Genomic DNA, 16,202 nt, shown 5'->3' on the forward strand with positions numbered 1-16,202 from the left:
AAAAGGGGTGGAAAAATACTTCGAAACTCGATATATTTAATATTACGTTCTAACTTTTCTAATTTTTCGGCAAATTAAAGGAGGAATGCAGATGGAAACATTTAAAAAGTTAAAGCAATATTACTGGCCATTTAAACATTACTTTATCTGGTCCATATTCTTTCTGTTTATTGTGACAGCGATAACGGTTGTGTATCCAATGATCCTGCAGCTGACAATTGATGAGGTGGTCATTGGGGGGAATTATGGATGGATACCTTATTTGGCTTTAGGCTTCATTGCCATAATGGCTGTAAAAGGGGCAGCGACTTATATCCATCAGTACACCGGTGATTTGTTTGGGATCACATCGGTCTATGAACTTAGAAATGTACTTTATGAAAAGCTGCAGTTCTTGCCGTTTAGATATTATGACAATGCAAAAACAGGCGATTTAATGTCCCGGCTTACTGCAGATGTTGAGGGGTTCCGTTTTTTTCTTTCATTCGGATTTTCTGAACTCATTCGTTTTGTTTTACTGATCCTTATCAGTGTTTCTGTCATGTTTTATTATTCTATTCCGCTGGCGATTGTCACTCTTATTACGCTGCCTTTCCTGGCAGTAGTCACCTTTAAATTCGATAAAGCTGTGCATCCGGCATTCCGGAGCATCCGCAAATCCTTTGGGCGACTGAATACAAAAGTCCAGGAGAATATAAGCGGAATTAATACAGTGAAGTCATTATCACGGGAAGATTTTGAGATTAATAAATTCAATGACTCTAACAGTGACTATAAAGATAAATATCTTTTTACATCGGATATTTGGGCTAAGTATTTTCCGTTAATGGAGTTTCTGGGCAATTTAAGTGTTGTATTGCTCCTGGCTTACGGTGGTTATCTTGTTATGGCTGGCAGTCTTAAGCCAGGGGAACTTGTCGCTTTTTATAGCCTTGTCTGGTATATTATGTGGCCTATTATGAATCTTGGGTTCATCGTTAATCTATTTTCGCAGTCTAAAGCTTCCGGAGAGCGTCTCATCGAGATCCTTGAGGCAGATAATGAGATTGAGGATATAGAATCATGTGTTAAAGCAGAACGTTTGCTGGGTGAGGTGGAATTTCGCAATGTTACTCTGAAATATAGCAAGGATGATAATGACGCTTTATCCAGTATCTCTTTTCATGCTGAGCCAGGAAAGGTGATCGGGTTAATAGGCTCGACGGGATCAGGGAAAACGAGCCTAACACAGCTTATGACAAGATTTTATGAGCCGGTTGAAGGTCATGTGATTATTGATGGGGTAAATGTGCAGGAATACTCTCTTCAATCACTGAGAAGAAACATAGGCTTTGTTCTCCAGGAATCTTTTTTGTTTTCTTCTTCGATTAAAGCGAATATTGCATTTGGGAAACCTGATTCCACCATGGAGGAAATCATTGAAGCTGCCAAACGTGCACAGGCACATGAATTTATCATGGAGCTTCCTGATAAATACGATACAGTACTTGGCGAGAGGGGCATGGGGCTTTCAGGCGGCCAGAAGCAAAGGATTGCGATAGCAAGGGCCATCTGTGCAGATCCCAGCATTTTAGTTTTGGATGATGCAACAAGTGCTGTGGATATGGAAACAGAATTCAGAATACAAAAAGCTTTGAAAGAAGTAATGTCTGATCGAACTACCTTTATCATTACCCACCGGATTTCTTCCCTGAAGCATGCAGATGAAATACTTGTACTAGAGAACGGGAGAGTGGCTGAACGGGGAACACATGAAAAGCTTCTTAAAAATAATGGCCCATATCAGCGGATTTACGATATTCAATATCAGGACCGCGATAAGGTTCTCCAATCAAATGCAGGCTAGGAGGTGCCTCCTTGAAAAAAACTAAAACTAAAAATGATAATGTGCTAAATAGATTTCAATACTCTGCCGACGAAGTCATTGAGAAGCCATTTAATTGGAAGCAGATGCTGCGCTTGTTCAGTTATATGGAGCCATACAGAAAAAATTTACTTCCGCTCTCTATTATTATGGTATTAATAAATACAGCAGTCAGGCTGATCATTCCCATCTTAATCGGTGTGTATACGTTAGATAAAGCTTTGATTGAAAAGGACGGCCAGCTGCTTGCCATTCTGGTTTCAGTGATTGCGGTACTCTACACCATTTCATATGCTGCAAACTATTACAGGATTAAATGGATGAATAAGCTTGGCCAAAGTGTAATTTATGATCTTCGGAAACATTTATTTACACACGTACAGACGCTTTCGCATCGTTTTTTTGATCAGCGTTCGGCAGGATCCATACTGGTAAGGATCATGAATGACATAAATTCGCTTCAGGAGCTGTTTACCAATGGAGTCATAAATCTTCTGATGGATCTGATCATGCTGGCAGGGATTTTTATTATTTTATTTACACTTAGCCCTGAACTGACTCTGGCTATAATGGTCATCCTGCCCATCATGTTTTTTATTTCCACTAGTTTGCGGAGAAATATCCGCAGATCATGGCAAAACGTCCGGTTAAAACAATCCAAATTGAATTCTCACTTAAATGAAAGCATTCAGGGGATAAGGATTACCCAGTCTTTTACACAGGAAAAAGAGAATATGGCATTCTTTGATGGTGTGAATACTGAAAATTTTGAAAGCTGGAGAATTGCATCCCAGAAAAATGCGATGTTCAGGCCGCTGGTTGAATTGACCAATGCCCTGGGTACGGCTGTACTGATTTGGTTTGGGGCACATCTGATTCAGGATGGGTCAATCTCGATCGGTGTATTTGTTTCTTTTGCTTTTTATTTAGGGATGTTCTGGGAGCCTATTTCCCGGCTTGGTATGGTTTATAACCAGCTGCTCATGGGAATGGCTTCCTCTGAAAGAATCTTTGAGTTTCTCGATGAGAAACCAATCGTATCAGAAAGGAACGATGCCTTTCATTTGCAGGAGATAAAAGGGAAGATTGGATTTGAGAATGTCACATTTTCTTATGATGAAAAAAGAACAGCCTTAAATGGGGTTTCTCTTGAGATAAAAGCAGGGCAAACCGCGGCGCTTGTCGGGCATACAGGATCGGGTAAAACGACGATAGCGAATTTAATCAGCCGTTTTTATGATCCTTCGGGAGGTTCTGTAAAAATAGATGGCTATGACTTAAAGGATGTTTCCTTATCAAGTTTGCGCAAGCAAATTAGTGTGGTGCTGCAGGATACTTTCATATTTTCTGGAACAATCTATGATAACATCCGTTTTGGCAGACCTGATGCAACTGACGAAAAAGTGGTGGAAGCAGCCAAAGCTGTTGGTGCACACGGATTTATTGAAAAACTTTCAAAGGGATACGAGACTGAAGTGGAAGAAAGAGGAAATATATTATCAGTGGGAGAGAGGCAGCTCCTCTCTTTTGCCCGTGCTTTGCTTGCAGATCCGCGCATTCTTATACTTGATGAAGCTACTGCCAGTATTGACACTGAGACAGAGGTGAAAATTCAGCATGCTTTAAAAACACTTCTGAAGGGCAGAACGGCCATTATTATTGCCCATAGGCTATCTACGATCCGTGAATCCGATCAAATCTTTGTGCTGGATCATGGAAATATATTAGAACAAGGAAATCATGAAGAATTGATGAATGCAAAAGGTGAATATTATCATTTGGTTAAAGCGCAATTCAATATGCTTGATGCAATGTGAATCAACAAAATGAAACCTCCGAGCGGAGGTTTTATTTTGTCAGGAAGGAACATATTATGGAAAGACTCCTGTATGTGCTATTATGGTATTATTGTCTATATTGCTAACTTTGCTGGGGGAAGATAGGATGAAAAAAGAATTTGCTGTTATCGGACTTGGACGTTTTGGAGGAAGCATCTGCCATGCTCTGGCTGAAGAAGGCATGGAAGTAATGGCGATTGATGTAAATGAAGACCGTGTGAACGAATTTGCGAGAATCGCTTCGCACGCAGTGGTTGGCGATACCACGGATGAATCCGTTATCAAGAGTTTGGGAATACGCAATTTTGACCATGTTATAGTGGCGATCGGCGATAATATTCAGGCCTCTATCCTGACCACTTTAATTTTAAAAGAGGTAGGAGTAAAAAAGATTACGGTTAAAGCTCAAAATGATTATCATGAAAAGGTATTGAGGAAAATAGGGGCAGATCATGTTGTTCATCCTGAAAGGGATATGGGCAGAAGGATTGCCCATAGTATCGTTTCAAATAATGTTCTGGATTATTTGGAACTATCGGATGAGCATAGTATAGTAGAAATCGTGGCTAATGAAAAACTTGCTGGCCATAGCATTATTGATCTTGATATCCGTGCAAAGTACGGAATCAACATTGTTGCAATCAAAAGAAAAAATGAAATTATCGTATCTCCGCAGGCGAATGAAAAAATACAATTTGACGACATCCTTATTGTTATTGGAGCAGACGTAGATATCAACCGTTTTGAAAAGAAAGTGATGTCTTAATTTGAAAAAGGCTGTATCTCTCAAACGAGCGATACAGCCTTTTTCATATAAAAGCTCCACACATTCCCAAATTAGGTTTAAAAAGGAATGGGGCATGCCCTGGAGGTTTTTTAAACTTCCATGATAATCGGTAAAATCATTGGACGACGCTTTGTTTTTTCATAAAGAAATGGTGCAAGTGTGTCAGTGATTTCATTCTTGATTTCTGACCATTGAGTTGTTCTGCGTTCCATTACCTTGCTTAAGTGTTTTGTAATAAGTGCCTGTGCATCATTGATTAAATCTCCGGATTCCCTCATGTAGACGAATCCGCGGGAAATTAAATCAGGACCGGCGGCAATTTTGAAATCCTTCATATTGATGCTCACTACGACAACCACTAAACCTTCTTCAGAAAGAATGCGGCGGTCCCGTAAAACGATATTGCCGATATCACCGATTCCGCTTCCATCAATATAGACAGAACCAGACGGTATTTTTCCTGCTACTTGAGCAGAATCTTCGCTGAGGGCCAGGACTTCACCATTGTCCATGATAAAGCAGTTCTCTTCATCCACTCCACAATCCACAGCTAATTTGGCATGCATTTTCTGCATTCTGTATTCACCATGAATCGGCATGAAGAATTTTGGCTTAATTAAACGAAGCATTAGTTTTTGTTCTTCCTGGCCGCCATGACCGGATGTATGAATATCGCTTAATTTGCCATAAATGACTTCTGCACCTGCACGGGAAAGTCTGTCAATAGTTCTGCTGACACTAATTGTGTTCCCGGGAATAGGTGAAGAAGAGAATACAACAGTGTCGCCAGGAATGATTTGGATCTGGCGATGCGTTCCGTTAGCAATTCTTGATAGGGCCGCCATGGGCTCTCCCTGGCTTCCTGTACATAGGATAGTCACCTGGTTGGCTGGAAGTCTATTAATTTGATGCGCATCAATAAAGGTGTCTTTTGGTGCCTGAATATAACCTAATTCCTGTCCGATATTTATAGCTGCTTCCATGCTTCTTCCAAAAACAGCAATTTTTCTCCCATTCGTGACGGCCGCTTCAGTCACCTGCTGTAGACGGTGGATATTAGAAGCGAAAGTGGCAAAGATAATCCGTCCTTCAACTTTGCGGAAGATATCATGAATACTGTCGCCAACTCGGCGTTCAGACATGGTGAATTCAGGTATTTCGCTGTTTGTGCTGTCAGAAAGCAGGCAAAGGACGCCTTCCTTTCCTATTTCAGCCATTTTTGTCAGGTTGGCCGGTTCTCCCACAGGAGTGAAGTCGAATTTGAAGTCCCCAGTGTGAACAACTTGACCAGGCGGTGTTTTAACAACGATGCCATATGAATCAGGGATACTGTGAGTCGTCCGGAAAAAAGTCACGGAAGTTTTTCTGAACTTAATGATATCGTCTTCCTTGATTTCATGAAGAGTGGTTTGTCTCAAGAGTCCGTGTTCTTCAAGTTTATTTCTCAGTAGGCCAAGGGCCAGCTTTCCGCCGTAGACCGGGATGTTAACTTCTCTTAGGAGATATGGAATTCCTCCGATATGGTCTTCATGTCCATGAGTGATAAATAATCCCTTGATCTTATCTTCGTTTTTCACTAAGTAAGTGTAATCAGGAATAACATAATCGATTCCGAGAAGTTCGTCCTCAGGGAATTTAATTCCAGCATCAATCAGGATAATTTCATCCTGAAATTGCACAGCGTAAGTATTTTTTCCGATTTCACCCAGTCCGCCCAGGGCAAAGACGGCTGTTTGATCATTTTTAACAAATTTCATAAATTACTCAATCTCCAATACTTTAAAGTCTTCATTTTGTTTTTCATATTCCAGGAATTCTCCTTGGACAGATGTTACAAATTCAATATTATAGTTGCGGTCAGCCAGTTTTTTGCGTACGTCTCTTTCAGAATCGCCTTCCACAAAAATAGTTTTTGTTTTTTCTCTAACCGGTACCTCTGTCTTAGAATCCTGATAATATACCTTGAAAATCATTTCTATCTCTCCTTAATCCGATAAAAAATCTTTTATCTAATATATAAAATAATAACATGTATTACATGTTTTTTCCTGCCGGATATGAATAATAAATTCTTCTCAGTGCTAATATGCTCCCGAATCTATGTAAAAAAGTATACTGATAACCAATTTACAATAAGGAAGGAGCCCTTCGCAAGTTTGAAGGGCTCAAATTTGTCAGGCAATAGATTTTTTTCGAAGCATTTCATTCCACTGTTTTAAAAGCTTCTTTCTCAGCTTCTTTAACATAGTGGATCAACTCCTTACTTTCTATTTTAAACTATCCTTGTCCAAAGTAAAGGCAGCAAGGGCGTTTTAAACAGATTTTTGTAAATAATGAGGTCTCTTTTTAATAACTGTCTAGGGCAAGGCGCTTCCGCTTTTCTTAATTATATTATATGGTAAAATAGTTAAATCTCTCGTGGGTAAAAATGGAAACACTATATGTTAATAGCAAGGAAATTGACTTTTTAACTTTGTGGGTTTAGTGTTTTATTACGATAAATCATGTAATAGCAGCCAGCAAAATAACGCTTGAAAGGAAGTTAATTTTAAAATGAAAAAGATTGTTTTCTTTGATATAGACGGGACCTTATTGGATCACGATAAAAACTTGCCGGACAGTACGAAAGAGGCAATCGGCAAGCTGAAAAAGAACGGAACTTTCGTGGCAATTGCCACCGGCAGGGCGCCTTTCATGTTTGAAAGTCTTCGCAGCGAACTTGATATTGATTCATTTGTCAGCTTTAATGGCCAATATGTTGTATTCGAAAACGAACCCATTTATCGAAATCCTCTTAAATCATCTGAGATTGAAAAGCTATATCTTCATGCACAGTCAAACGGACATCCTTTGGTGTTTATGAATGAGAAAACGATGAAATCTTCCGTACACCACCATGCCTTTATTGAGAAAAGCATGGGCAGCTTAAAGTTTCCGCATCCTGAGGAAGATCGTGAGTTTTACAGCGGCAGGGAATTATATCAATCGCTGCTGTTCTGTGAGGAAAAGGATGAGGAAAAGTATATTTCTTCTTCTATATATCCTGATTTTGGCTTTATCAGATGGCATCCATACTCTGTTGATGTTTTGCCTGCAGGCGGGTCTAAAGCTGAGGGGATAAAACAAATGATAAAAAGGCTTGGGTTTGATTTGAAGGATGTATACGCGTTTGGAGATGGACTAAATGATATAGAGATGCTGAACGCTGTCGGAACTGGGATAGCAATGGGCAATGCAGAAGATGTGGTTAAGAAGGCAGCAGACCATGTAACCTCCGGCGTGGACGATGAAGGAATTTGGAAGGGACTAAAGGAACTTCAATTAATATAGCAAATGAAGGAAAGCATCCGTTTAATTAGCTGGAGGCTTTCCTTTTGTTATGCTATGCAGCAGCAATCTACCGTTCTATAGCAATTGCATTTTCAATTGGCTGAAACGGATTTTGTTTATTGATGTGATCGTAAAACATGATTCCGTTGAGATGATCAATTTCGTGCTGAAATACAATGGCTGGGAGCTCTTTGAGCTTGAGTTTTACTTCATTGCCCTCCAGATCGGTACCTTTTACAGTCACTTTTGCATATCTGGGCACAAAACCGGGTATGAATTCATCAACAGATAGACAGCCTTCTCCTGCAGCCAGATAAGAACGCTGCACAGAATGGCTGATGATCTTAGGGTTGAAGAGAGCATAACTGTATAGCTCCTGGTTATAGGTTACATGAACAGCGATCATCCGCCTCGAAATATTAATTTGAGGAGCAGCTAAACCAATGCCAGCCCTTAAGCCATATTTTGCAGAAAGCTCTGGATCCTGGCTGTTTTTTACATATTCCATCATTTCTTTTAAGATTTGTATTTCTTCTGCAGATGGAGGCATGTTCACTTCCGCGGCAATTTTCCTTAAAGTTGGGTGGCCGTCGCGAATAATATCTTTCATGCTCAGCATGATTATCACTCCCGCTAAGTAATAAAGAATAGAAAAATGGCTAAATTATTGGCAAGAAGATCAAATGGCATAGACCAAAAAAGCCATGTGTCTATTTAATTATATTCAGTCTATCAGAGCGGGGCAAAAAAGTTAATAAGAGAAGGCGCCTTTGGCACCTTCTCAAGTAATTAAAACTTCCAGCAAGCGCAGCCAACTATGATTAAGAGAATGAATAATACTACAATTAACGCAAAACCACTGCCGCAGCCGGCTCCTGCTACTGGATAACCGCATCCATAACCGTATCCGCCATATCCGTACATGAAGGATAACCTCCCTAAAGTAAGATTATCGTCCATTTTTTTTGACTTGCCGCATCGGACGATTAATATAGCCTATGTTTCATATGATGTTTGGTGTAGGCCCTTGCCCAAGTCATAAAGGAAAAATGAAGTGAATAGATTTAAATTATACGTGAAATAAGGACAAGCTCTGCAATGGTGCGAAGAGTGTCAAACCAAAGGGCTATTGTCAAACCGGGCAGGTACCTTTATAGTTAAAAATGTTATTAGTAAGGAGGTTTCAACGTGTCGATTTTGAACAAAAGCAGACTGCTGCTTGTTTTTATCATAGGGGCTTTCATCCTCACAGGCTGTATGAACAGTCCTGATCCCGAGGAAAAAATGTATGATGTGCTGGAGAATGTAGTAGCTAAAGAAAAGGATTTTGAAAAGCAGCAAGAACCGCTCGTGAAGCTGGAGAAAAGAGAAAAGGAATTATACGATAAAATTATCAACCTGGGAATGAAGGATTTCGAGGAAATTAAAAAGCTGTCTGATGAAGCTTCCTCTATTGTGGAGCAGCGGGTAACTCATATGGAGAAAGAGCAGGAAAGCATCCAGGCGTCAAAAAAAGAATTTGAATCATTATCTCCGATCATAGAGGAGATAGAGGATCAAAAATTGAAAGATAAAGCCAAAGAACTATATGAAATTATGATGGACAGGTATAAAATCCATGACACTCTTTACGAGGATTATTCGAAAGCGACCCAATTAGATAAAGAGTTATATGCCATGTTTAAAAAGGAAGATCTTACTCTAGAACAGCTGGAAGACCAGGTAAGCAAAATAAATGACATGTATGAAAAGATACTGGCTTCAAATAAGCAGTTCAATGAAAAAACAAAAGAGTATAATGAAGCTAAACTGGATTTCTATAAAGAAGCAGGTCTTGAAATAAATACAGAAAAATAATATTAATGCCGGCATATTAATGTCCGGCATTTTTTTGCTTTTTGGCTATTCTTAAAGCAAAAGAATGGAAGGAAACGGCGGCACATGATGAATCCGCTTTCTTCCTGAGAGCAGTACTTTTTATTTTAAGATAATGACAGGCGGCTTTTCTTTACTATAACACATCAAAATATAAGAGTTTTTTATAGTACAGATGTAAAAAAGCCGATAATACAGTTTTGATTATCAATAAAAAATATAAAAAGTATGCAAACTGTGAAAAACAAAAGGCAAGGTAATTGACTAAGGTCTTAAAGGTGTATTAAACTAAATCTCGTAATTATTTCTGTATCAATTATGTTGCAAAATAAACTGATACAGAATATGATAGTTAAAGATGAACAGAAAGACGTTTTTTTAGAAGTGATCTGTGGAACACTATTTAAAAGTATGCATATGGCAGAAACGAACGTTCTGCTATTTAGAGATGCTTAATAAAACATGCCTGAAAGAGAAAACTTTATGCCTTTGAAAGAGTATCTAATATGGCTTCGTTTTGGGTAACCTAAATTTTGTGTATAAAAACTCTTAATTAACGTCTTTTTATGAAAGGAAAGGGTGACTGATATGGCTTCTAAAACAAAGAAGGCACAATTCGATGCTAAAAAACAGCTCGAAACAGTTGAAGAACAGTTCCAAACTCTACAAATTTTAAACGAAGAAGGCAAGGTTGTTAATGAATCAGCAATGCCTGACTTAAACGATGAGCAGCTTCAGGAATTAATGCGCCGTATGGTATATACGCGCATTCTTGATCAGCGATCCATTTCACTTAACAGACAAGGCCGTTTGGGCTTCTATGCTCCTACTGCCGGACAGGAAGCTTCTCAGCTTGCATCTCATTTTGCATTGGAGAAAGAAGATTTCATTCTTCCAGGATATCGCGACGTGCCTCAAATCATTTGGCACGGCCTTCCGTTATACCAGGCTTTCCTATGGTCCCGCGGACACTTCGAAGGCGGAAACATCCCTGAAGGTGTAAATGTCATTTCACCTCAGATTATTATTGGAGCTCAATATATTCAGACTGCAGGGGTCGCCCTTGGAATGAAGAAGCGCGGCGAAAAGAAAGTTGCCATCACTTATACTGGCGACGGCGGTGCTTCACAAGGTGACTTTTATGAAGGCATCAACTTTGCAGGAGCATTCAAAGCACCTGCTATCTTTATTGTGCAAAATAACCGTTTTGCTATCTCTACTCCTGTTGAAAAACAATCAGCAGCTAAAACAATTGCACAAAAAGCAGTGGCTGCCGGTATTCCTGGAATACAGGTTGATGGCATGGATCCGCTTGCTGTCTATGCAGCTGTTCGCGAAGCTCGTGAACGTGCACTGAATGGTGAAGGTCCTACATTAATCGAAACGTTGACTTACCGTTACGGACCGCACACAATGGCCGGTGACGATCCAACGCGTTACCGTACTTCTGATCTTGATAATGAATGGGAAAAGAAAGATCCGCTTGTTCGTTTCCGCAAGTTCCTTGAAGATAAGGGAATCTGGAATGAAGATATGGAAAACGAAGTAATTGAACAAGCAAAAGAAGATATTAAAGAAGCTATTAAAAAGGCTGATGATACACCTAAGCAAAAGGTTACTGACCTTATGAACATCATGTATGAAGAAATGCCTTACAACCTAAAAGAACAGTATGAAATATACAAAGAAAAGGAGTCGAAGTAAGCCATGGCGCAAATGACAATGATTCAGGCAATTACTGATGCTCTTCGCACAGAATTGCGCAACGATCCGAATGTATTGGTATTCGGTGAAGATGTGGGCGTAAACGGCGGCGTTTTCCGTGCTACCGAAGGCCTTCAAAAAGAATTCGGCGAAGAGCGTGTATTTGATACACCGCTAGCTGAATCCGGAATCGGCGGTCTGGCAGTCGGTCTTGGTTTACAGGGCTTCCGTCCAGTTCCTGAAATTCAATTCTTTGGATTCGTTTATGAAGTAATGGATTCTATCTCCGGCCAGCTGGCGCGTATGCGTTATCGCTCCGGGGGAAGATACAGTGCACCGGTTACAATCCGTTCACCATTCGGAGGAGGCGTACATACTCCTGAAATGCATGCGGACAGCCTAGAAGGCCTTATGGCTCAGCAGCCAGGGTTAAAGGTTGTAATTCCATCAACTCCATATGATGCGAAAGGGCTTCTTATTTCAGCTATCCGTGATAACGACCCTGTTATCTTTCTTGAGCACATGAAATTATACCGTTCTTTCCGCCAGGAAGTGCCAGAAGAGGAATATTCAATTCCGCTTGGCAAGGCAGAAGTAAAACGTGAAGGCTCAGACCTTACAATTGTGACTTATGGCGCAATGGTTCATGAGTCACTAAAAGCGGCTGAAGAGCTTGAAAAAGAAGGCAAGTCTGTTGAAGTAATCGACTTGCGTACAGTTGCTCCTCTTGATATTGAAACAATCATTGCTTCTGTTGAAAAGACAGGAAGAGCAATTGTTGTTCAGGAGGCACAAAAGCAAGCTGGTATTGCAGCAAATGTCGTTGCGGAAATCAATGATCGTGCAATTCTCAGCCTGGAAGCACCAGTTCTCCGTGTAGCTGCACCAGATACTGTATTTGCTTTCCCGCAAGCTGAAACAGTTTGGCTTCCTAACTATAAAGATGTTATCGTAACTGCTAAAAAAGTTCTTGAATTTTAATCGCATATGACTGATGACACAAGGGGGAAAATATCCCCCTGACGTGTTTTACTATGAACGATCGAAATAATAGGAGGGTGAATTCCATTGGCATTCCAATTTAGATTGCCTGATATCGGTGAAGGTATCCATGAAGGTGAAATCGTCAAGTGGTTTGTAAAGCCAGGTGACGAAGTACAAGAAGATGACGTGCTTTGTGAAGTTCAAAATGATAAAGCGGTTGTAGAGATTCCTTCCCCAGTTAAAGGTAAAGTTGAAGAAATCCTTGTTGAAGAAGGTACAGTAGCAACTGTAGGTCAAGTATTGATTACTTTTGATGCTCCAGGATATGAAGACCTTAAATTCAAGGGAGACCATGAAGATGAGGCTCCTAAAGAAGAAAAAACAGAAGCGCAAGTACAGGCAACTGCTGAAGCTGGCCAGGATGTGAAGAAGGAAGAAGCTCCTGCACAAGATGCACCAAAAGAAGGAGTAGTTATTTCCGAGACGGATGTAGATCCTAACCGCCGCATTATTGCTATGCCTTCTGTTAGAAAATACGCTCGTGACAAAGGTGTAGATATTCGCCAGGTAGCTGGAAGCGGCAAAAATGGACGCATCCAGAAAGATGATATTGATGCATTCCAGAATGGCGGAGCAAAAGCTGCTGAAGCCACTGCTAAAGAAGACGCACCAAAAGCTGAAGCAAAAGAAACTGCACCGGCAGCTGCACAGGCGATTCCTGCTGGACAATATCCAGAAACTCGCGAGAAAATGAGCGGAATCCGTAAAGCAATTGCAAAAGCTATGGTAAACTCTAAGCATACAGCTCCACACGTAACATTAATGGATGAAATTGATGTTACGAAACTTGTTGCACACCGCAAGAAGTTTAAAGAAGTTGCAGCTAACAAAGGAATTAAGCTTACATTCCTTCCTTATGTGGTAAAAGCTTTAACAAGTGCATTGCGTGAATTCCCAGCACTTAACACTTCAATCGATGATGCAGCGGGTGAAATCATCCAGAAGCATTACTACAACATCGGTATTGCAGCGGATACTGAAAAAGGTCTTCTTGTACCAGTTGTTAAGGATGCAGACCGCAAGTCTACATTTGCCATTTCAAATGAAATCAATGAGCTAGCTGGTAAAGCGCGTGATGGCAAGCTTGCTCCAGATGAAATGAAGGGTGCTTCATGCACAATTACAAATATCGGTTCTGCCGGCGGTCAATGGTTTACTCCGGTTATCAATCATCCTGAAGTTGCCATTCTTGGAATTGGCCGCATTGCTGAAAAGCCAGTAGTGAAGGATGGAGAAATTGTTGCTGCTCCAGTATTGGCATTGTCACTAAGCTTTGACCACAGAATTATTGATGGAGCAACTGCACAAAATGCATTAAATCACATCAAGCGTTTACTGAACGATCCAGAACTATTGTTAATGGAGGCGTAATAACAAATGGTAGTAGGAGATTTCCCAATCGAAACAGATACTATAGTCATTGGTGCGGGTCCTGGTGGATATGTTGCAGCGATTCGTGCAGCACAGCTTGGACAAAAAGTTACAATCGTAGAAAAAGCTAATATGGGCGGAGTTTGCTTAAACGTTGGATGTATTCCTTCAAAAGCTTTAATCGCAGCAGGCCACCGCTACGAAAATGCAAAGCACTCGGATGTAATGGGTATTACAGCTGAAAACGTAAAAGTTGACTTCACAAAAGTACAAGAATTTAAATCCGGTGTAGTAAAGAAGCTTACTGGTGGAGTAGAAGGTCTTTTAAAGGGCAATAAAGTTGACATCGTACGCGGTGAAGCTTACTTTGTTGATGCGAATACCCTTCGTGTAATGGATGATAATTCCGCACAAACTTATACGTTTAAAAATGCGATCATTGCTACAGGATCTCGTCCAATTGAATTGCCAACGTTTAAATTCTCTAAACGTGTTCTTGATTCAACAGGTGCCCTTGCACTTCAAGAGATTCCAGAGAAAATCGTCGTTATTGGCGGCGGTGTTATTGGAATTGAACTTGGAGGAGCTTATGCGAACTTTGGTTCCCAAGTAACGATTCTTGAAGGTGCAGATGATATCCTTATCGGCTTTGAGAAGCAGATGTCATCTCTTGTCAAACGGAACTTAAAGAAAAAAGGCGTTGAATTCATTACGAAGGCACTTGCTAAAGGTGTTGAAGAGAATGAAAATGGAGTTACCGTTAAGTTTGAAGAAAAAGGCGAAGAGAAATCTCTTGATGCAGATTATGTGTTTGTAATGGTTGGAAGACGTCCAAATACAGACGAACTGGGCTTAGAGCAAGCCGGCATTAAGATGACTGAACGCGGTGTTATTGAAATCGATAAACAATGCCGTACGAATGTAAGCAACATTTATGCTATTGGTGATATTGTTGCAGGTCCTCAATTGGCTCATAAAGCTTCTTACGAAGGTAAGATTGCTGCAGAAGCAATTGCAGGCCATAACGCAGAAATTGATTACTTAGCTATCCCAGCTGTGGTATTCTCAGAGCCTGAATTGGCTTCTGTAGGATATACCGAGCAGCAGGCTAAAGAAGAAGGAATCGAAGTAATGGCAGCGAAGTTCCCATTCGCAGCCAATGGCCGTGCCCTTGCACTTGATTCTACTGACGGTTTTTTAAAGCTAGTGACACGCAAAGAGGATGGCCTTGTAATCGGTGCGCAAATCGCTGGTGCAAGTGCATCTGATATGATTGCTGAGCTTGGATTGGCTATTGAAGCAGGCATGACTGCAGAAGATCTTGCCATGACTATTCATGCTCATCCAACATTGGGCGAAATCACAATGGAAGCAGCAGAAGTTGCTATTGGAAGCCCAATTCATATAGTAAAATAATTAAAAAAATCCTTCCTTGCCAGGGAGGATTTTTTTTGTATATGATGACTACTTTTTGTCCTTTTCATCCATTGCATCGGCAAGCGGATTAATAATCTTCTCTTTAGGTACAGTGCCTTTAATTTCTACAATCACTTTATCTTGATATACCAGCAGCATGGCAGGGCAGTTTTCTACATTATAATTGCTTATATGGCTGGATTCTGATGCTGTTATGACTTTCATATTCTTGATCAGATCCGGATAGCTTCTCTTTAATTCGATGATGGCATCATAATAGGATATTTCCTGTTCATATTGTTTATTATCCGTGAAAAAAATGAGCTGTTTAACACTATCGTCTATCTTCAGCTCTTTTTTTACTTCCTTATGATTGCATGAAGAGGTCACAAACAAGAGTGCAGTAATTAATATCAGCGGCAGACCTTTCATCATTTTGCCCTCACTTTATTATAAATTCCACCGTATGACATAAGATCGTTTTATCTGAAGTAGTATAGAAGTCTCGGTAATTTGCCAGTCTTCTAACAGTTAGTGAGCAATTCATAATAAGCACCTAATATTTATGAGTATTTTATCATATAGTGAAAGAAAATTTTGGCTTGTCATTCAAATGTTACAGAAATGAAAAATAAGAATATCCTTTTCAACATATATTACATACACAAGTGTTTCTTCTATTAAAATAAAGGGTAAGGATTAAAAAATTTGGTGGTGGAGTGCATGAAGATTTATACAGCTCTTTTGCTGCAGATGTTAATTTGGAGCGGATATACTTTCATTGAATGGCTGTCAAAATATGACCAGCTCATATATAAAGTCATTATGTTTTTTGTTTTTTTCTATTTGGCAATAAACATTGGAAATTGGGTAATTAAGTCTGCTAAAAAAACATTTATGGTAACTGTTATGAGCTTAAGCTTATATGCATCTTTCCATTTTGCAATGTCCTACTTGTCTCATTGGTAAAGTT

At 40.0% G+C, this 16,202-nt stretch carries 15 protein-coding genes; 10 read left to right on the forward strand and 5 right to left on the reverse strand.

Annotation, left to right across the window (positions count from 1 at the left end):
• Window positions 1-91: 91 nt before the first annotated feature.
• The 3 genes from IRB79_RS09680 to IRB79_RS09690 all read left to right on the forward strand — a co-directional run bounded on the left by IRB79_RS09680 (window position 92) and on the right by IRB79_RS09690 (window position 4,468).
• Entirely contained in the window at window positions 92-1,846 is a 1,755-nt protein-coding gene (locus IRB79_RS09680) for an ABC transporter ATP-binding protein (protein ID WP_243508263.1), read from the forward strand.
• Between the two features lie 11 nt (window positions 1,847-1,857).
• A complete protein-coding gene (locus tag IRB79_RS09685; protein ID WP_243508264.1) occupies window positions 1,858-3,681 on the forward strand; it encodes an ABC transporter ATP-binding protein in 1,824 nt (607 codons plus the stop codon).
• Window positions 3,682-3,808: 127 nt separating this feature from the next.
• Window positions 3,809-4,468 carry a potassium channel family protein gene (locus IRB79_RS09690; protein WP_243508265.1) on the forward strand — a complete coding sequence of 220 codons (660 nt, stop codon included), beginning with the start codon at window positions 3,809-3,811 and terminating at the stop codon, window positions 4,466-4,468.
• 110 nt (window positions 4,469-4,578) lie between these two features.
• Here IRB79_RS09690 and rnjA read toward each other — a convergent pair whose 3' ends face one another.
• Complete coding sequence (rnjA, locus tag IRB79_RS09695) at window positions 4,579-6,246, reverse strand: ribonuclease J1 (protein WP_009330987.1); 1,668 nt, start codon at window positions 6,244-6,246, stop codon at window positions 4,579-4,581.
• 3 nt (window positions 6,247-6,249) lie between these two features.
• Window positions 6,250-6,462: a DNA-dependent RNA polymerase subunit epsilon gene (locus IRB79_RS09700; RefSeq protein WP_113881784.1), complete on the reverse strand. Its 213-nt coding sequence runs from the start codon at window positions 6,460-6,462 to the stop codon at window positions 6,250-6,252.
• 580 nt (window positions 6,463-7,042) lie between these two features.
• On the opposite strand from IRB79_RS09700, the gene IRB79_RS09705 reads away from it, so the two are divergent.
• Window positions 7,043-7,819, forward strand: a complete 777-nt coding sequence (locus IRB79_RS09705) for a Cof-type HAD-IIB family hydrolase (RefSeq protein WP_221877656.1) — start codon at window positions 7,043-7,045, stop codon at window positions 7,817-7,819.
• A 67-nt stretch (window positions 7,820-7,886) separates the two neighbouring features.
• Here the strand turns inward: IRB79_RS09705 and def are convergent, their stop codons facing one another.
• Both def and IRB79_RS09715 read right to left on the reverse strand, forming a co-directional pair.
• Window positions 7,887-8,438, reverse strand: a complete 552-nt coding sequence (gene def, locus IRB79_RS09710; protein WP_243508266.1) for a peptide deformylase — start codon at window positions 8,436-8,438, stop codon at window positions 7,887-7,889.
• A gap of 170 nt (window positions 8,439-8,608) precedes the next feature.
• Complete coding sequence (locus tag IRB79_RS09715; protein WP_243508267.1) at window positions 8,609-8,743, reverse strand: YjcZ family sporulation protein; 135 nt, start codon at window positions 8,741-8,743, stop codon at window positions 8,609-8,611.
• Between the two features lie 264 nt (window positions 8,744-9,007).
• Between IRB79_RS09715 and IRB79_RS09720 the strand changes: the two genes are divergently transcribed.
• The 5 genes from IRB79_RS09720 to lpdA all read left to right on the forward strand — a co-directional run bounded on the left by IRB79_RS09720 (window position 9,008) and on the right by lpdA (window position 15,229).
• Window positions 9,008-9,676 (forward strand): YkyA family protein, encoded by a 669-nt coding sequence (locus IRB79_RS09720; RefSeq protein ID WP_243508268.1) that lies wholly within the window; start codon window positions 9,008-9,010, stop codon window positions 9,674-9,676.
• 606 nt (window positions 9,677-10,282) lie between these two features.
• The gene (pdhA, locus tag IRB79_RS09725; protein WP_243508269.1) at window positions 10,283-11,398 is read left to right on the forward strand and encodes a pyruvate dehydrogenase (acetyl-transferring) E1 component subunit alpha; all 1,116 of its coding nucleotides are present in this window, start codon (window positions 10,283-10,285) and stop codon (window positions 11,396-11,398) included.
• A gap of 3 nt (window positions 11,399-11,401) precedes the next feature.
• Window positions 11,402-12,379 carry an alpha-ketoacid dehydrogenase subunit beta gene (locus IRB79_RS09730; RefSeq protein ID WP_243508270.1) on the forward strand — a complete coding sequence of 326 codons (978 nt, stop codon included), beginning with the start codon at window positions 11,402-11,404 and terminating at the stop codon, window positions 12,377-12,379.
• An 87-nt stretch (window positions 12,380-12,466) separates the two neighbouring features.
• On the forward strand, window positions 12,467-13,813 hold the full coding sequence (locus IRB79_RS09735; protein ID WP_243508271.1) for a dihydrolipoamide acetyltransferase family protein: 1,347 nt from the start codon (window positions 12,467-12,469) through the stop codon (window positions 13,811-13,813).
• A 6-nt stretch (window positions 13,814-13,819) separates the two neighbouring features.
• Window positions 13,820-15,229 carry a dihydrolipoyl dehydrogenase gene (gene lpdA, locus IRB79_RS09740; protein WP_243508272.1) on the forward strand — a complete coding sequence of 470 codons (1,410 nt, stop codon included), beginning with the start codon at window positions 13,820-13,822 and terminating at the stop codon, window positions 15,227-15,229.
• A gap of 48 nt (window positions 15,230-15,277) precedes the next feature.
• Here the strand turns inward: lpdA and IRB79_RS09745 are convergent, their stop codons facing one another.
• On the reverse strand, window positions 15,278-15,664 hold the full coding sequence (locus IRB79_RS09745; RefSeq protein ID WP_243508273.1) for a small peptidoglycan-associated lipoprotein: 387 nt from the start codon (window positions 15,662-15,664) through the stop codon (window positions 15,278-15,280).
• A 288-nt stretch (window positions 15,665-15,952) separates the two neighbouring features.
• Here IRB79_RS09745 and IRB79_RS09750 point away from each other — a divergent pair, with 288 nt between their 5' ends.
• On the forward strand, window positions 15,953-16,198 hold the full coding sequence (locus IRB79_RS09750; RefSeq protein ID WP_009330977.1) for a hypothetical protein: 246 nt from the start codon (window positions 15,953-15,955) through the stop codon (window positions 16,196-16,198).
• Window positions 16,199-16,202: the final 4 nt, after the last annotated feature.

The sequence above is a fragment of the Cytobacillus oceanisediminis genome, from assembly GCF_022811925.1.
GTDB lineage: Bacteria > Bacillota > Bacilli > Bacillales > Cytobacillaceae > Cytobacillus > Cytobacillus oceanisediminis_D.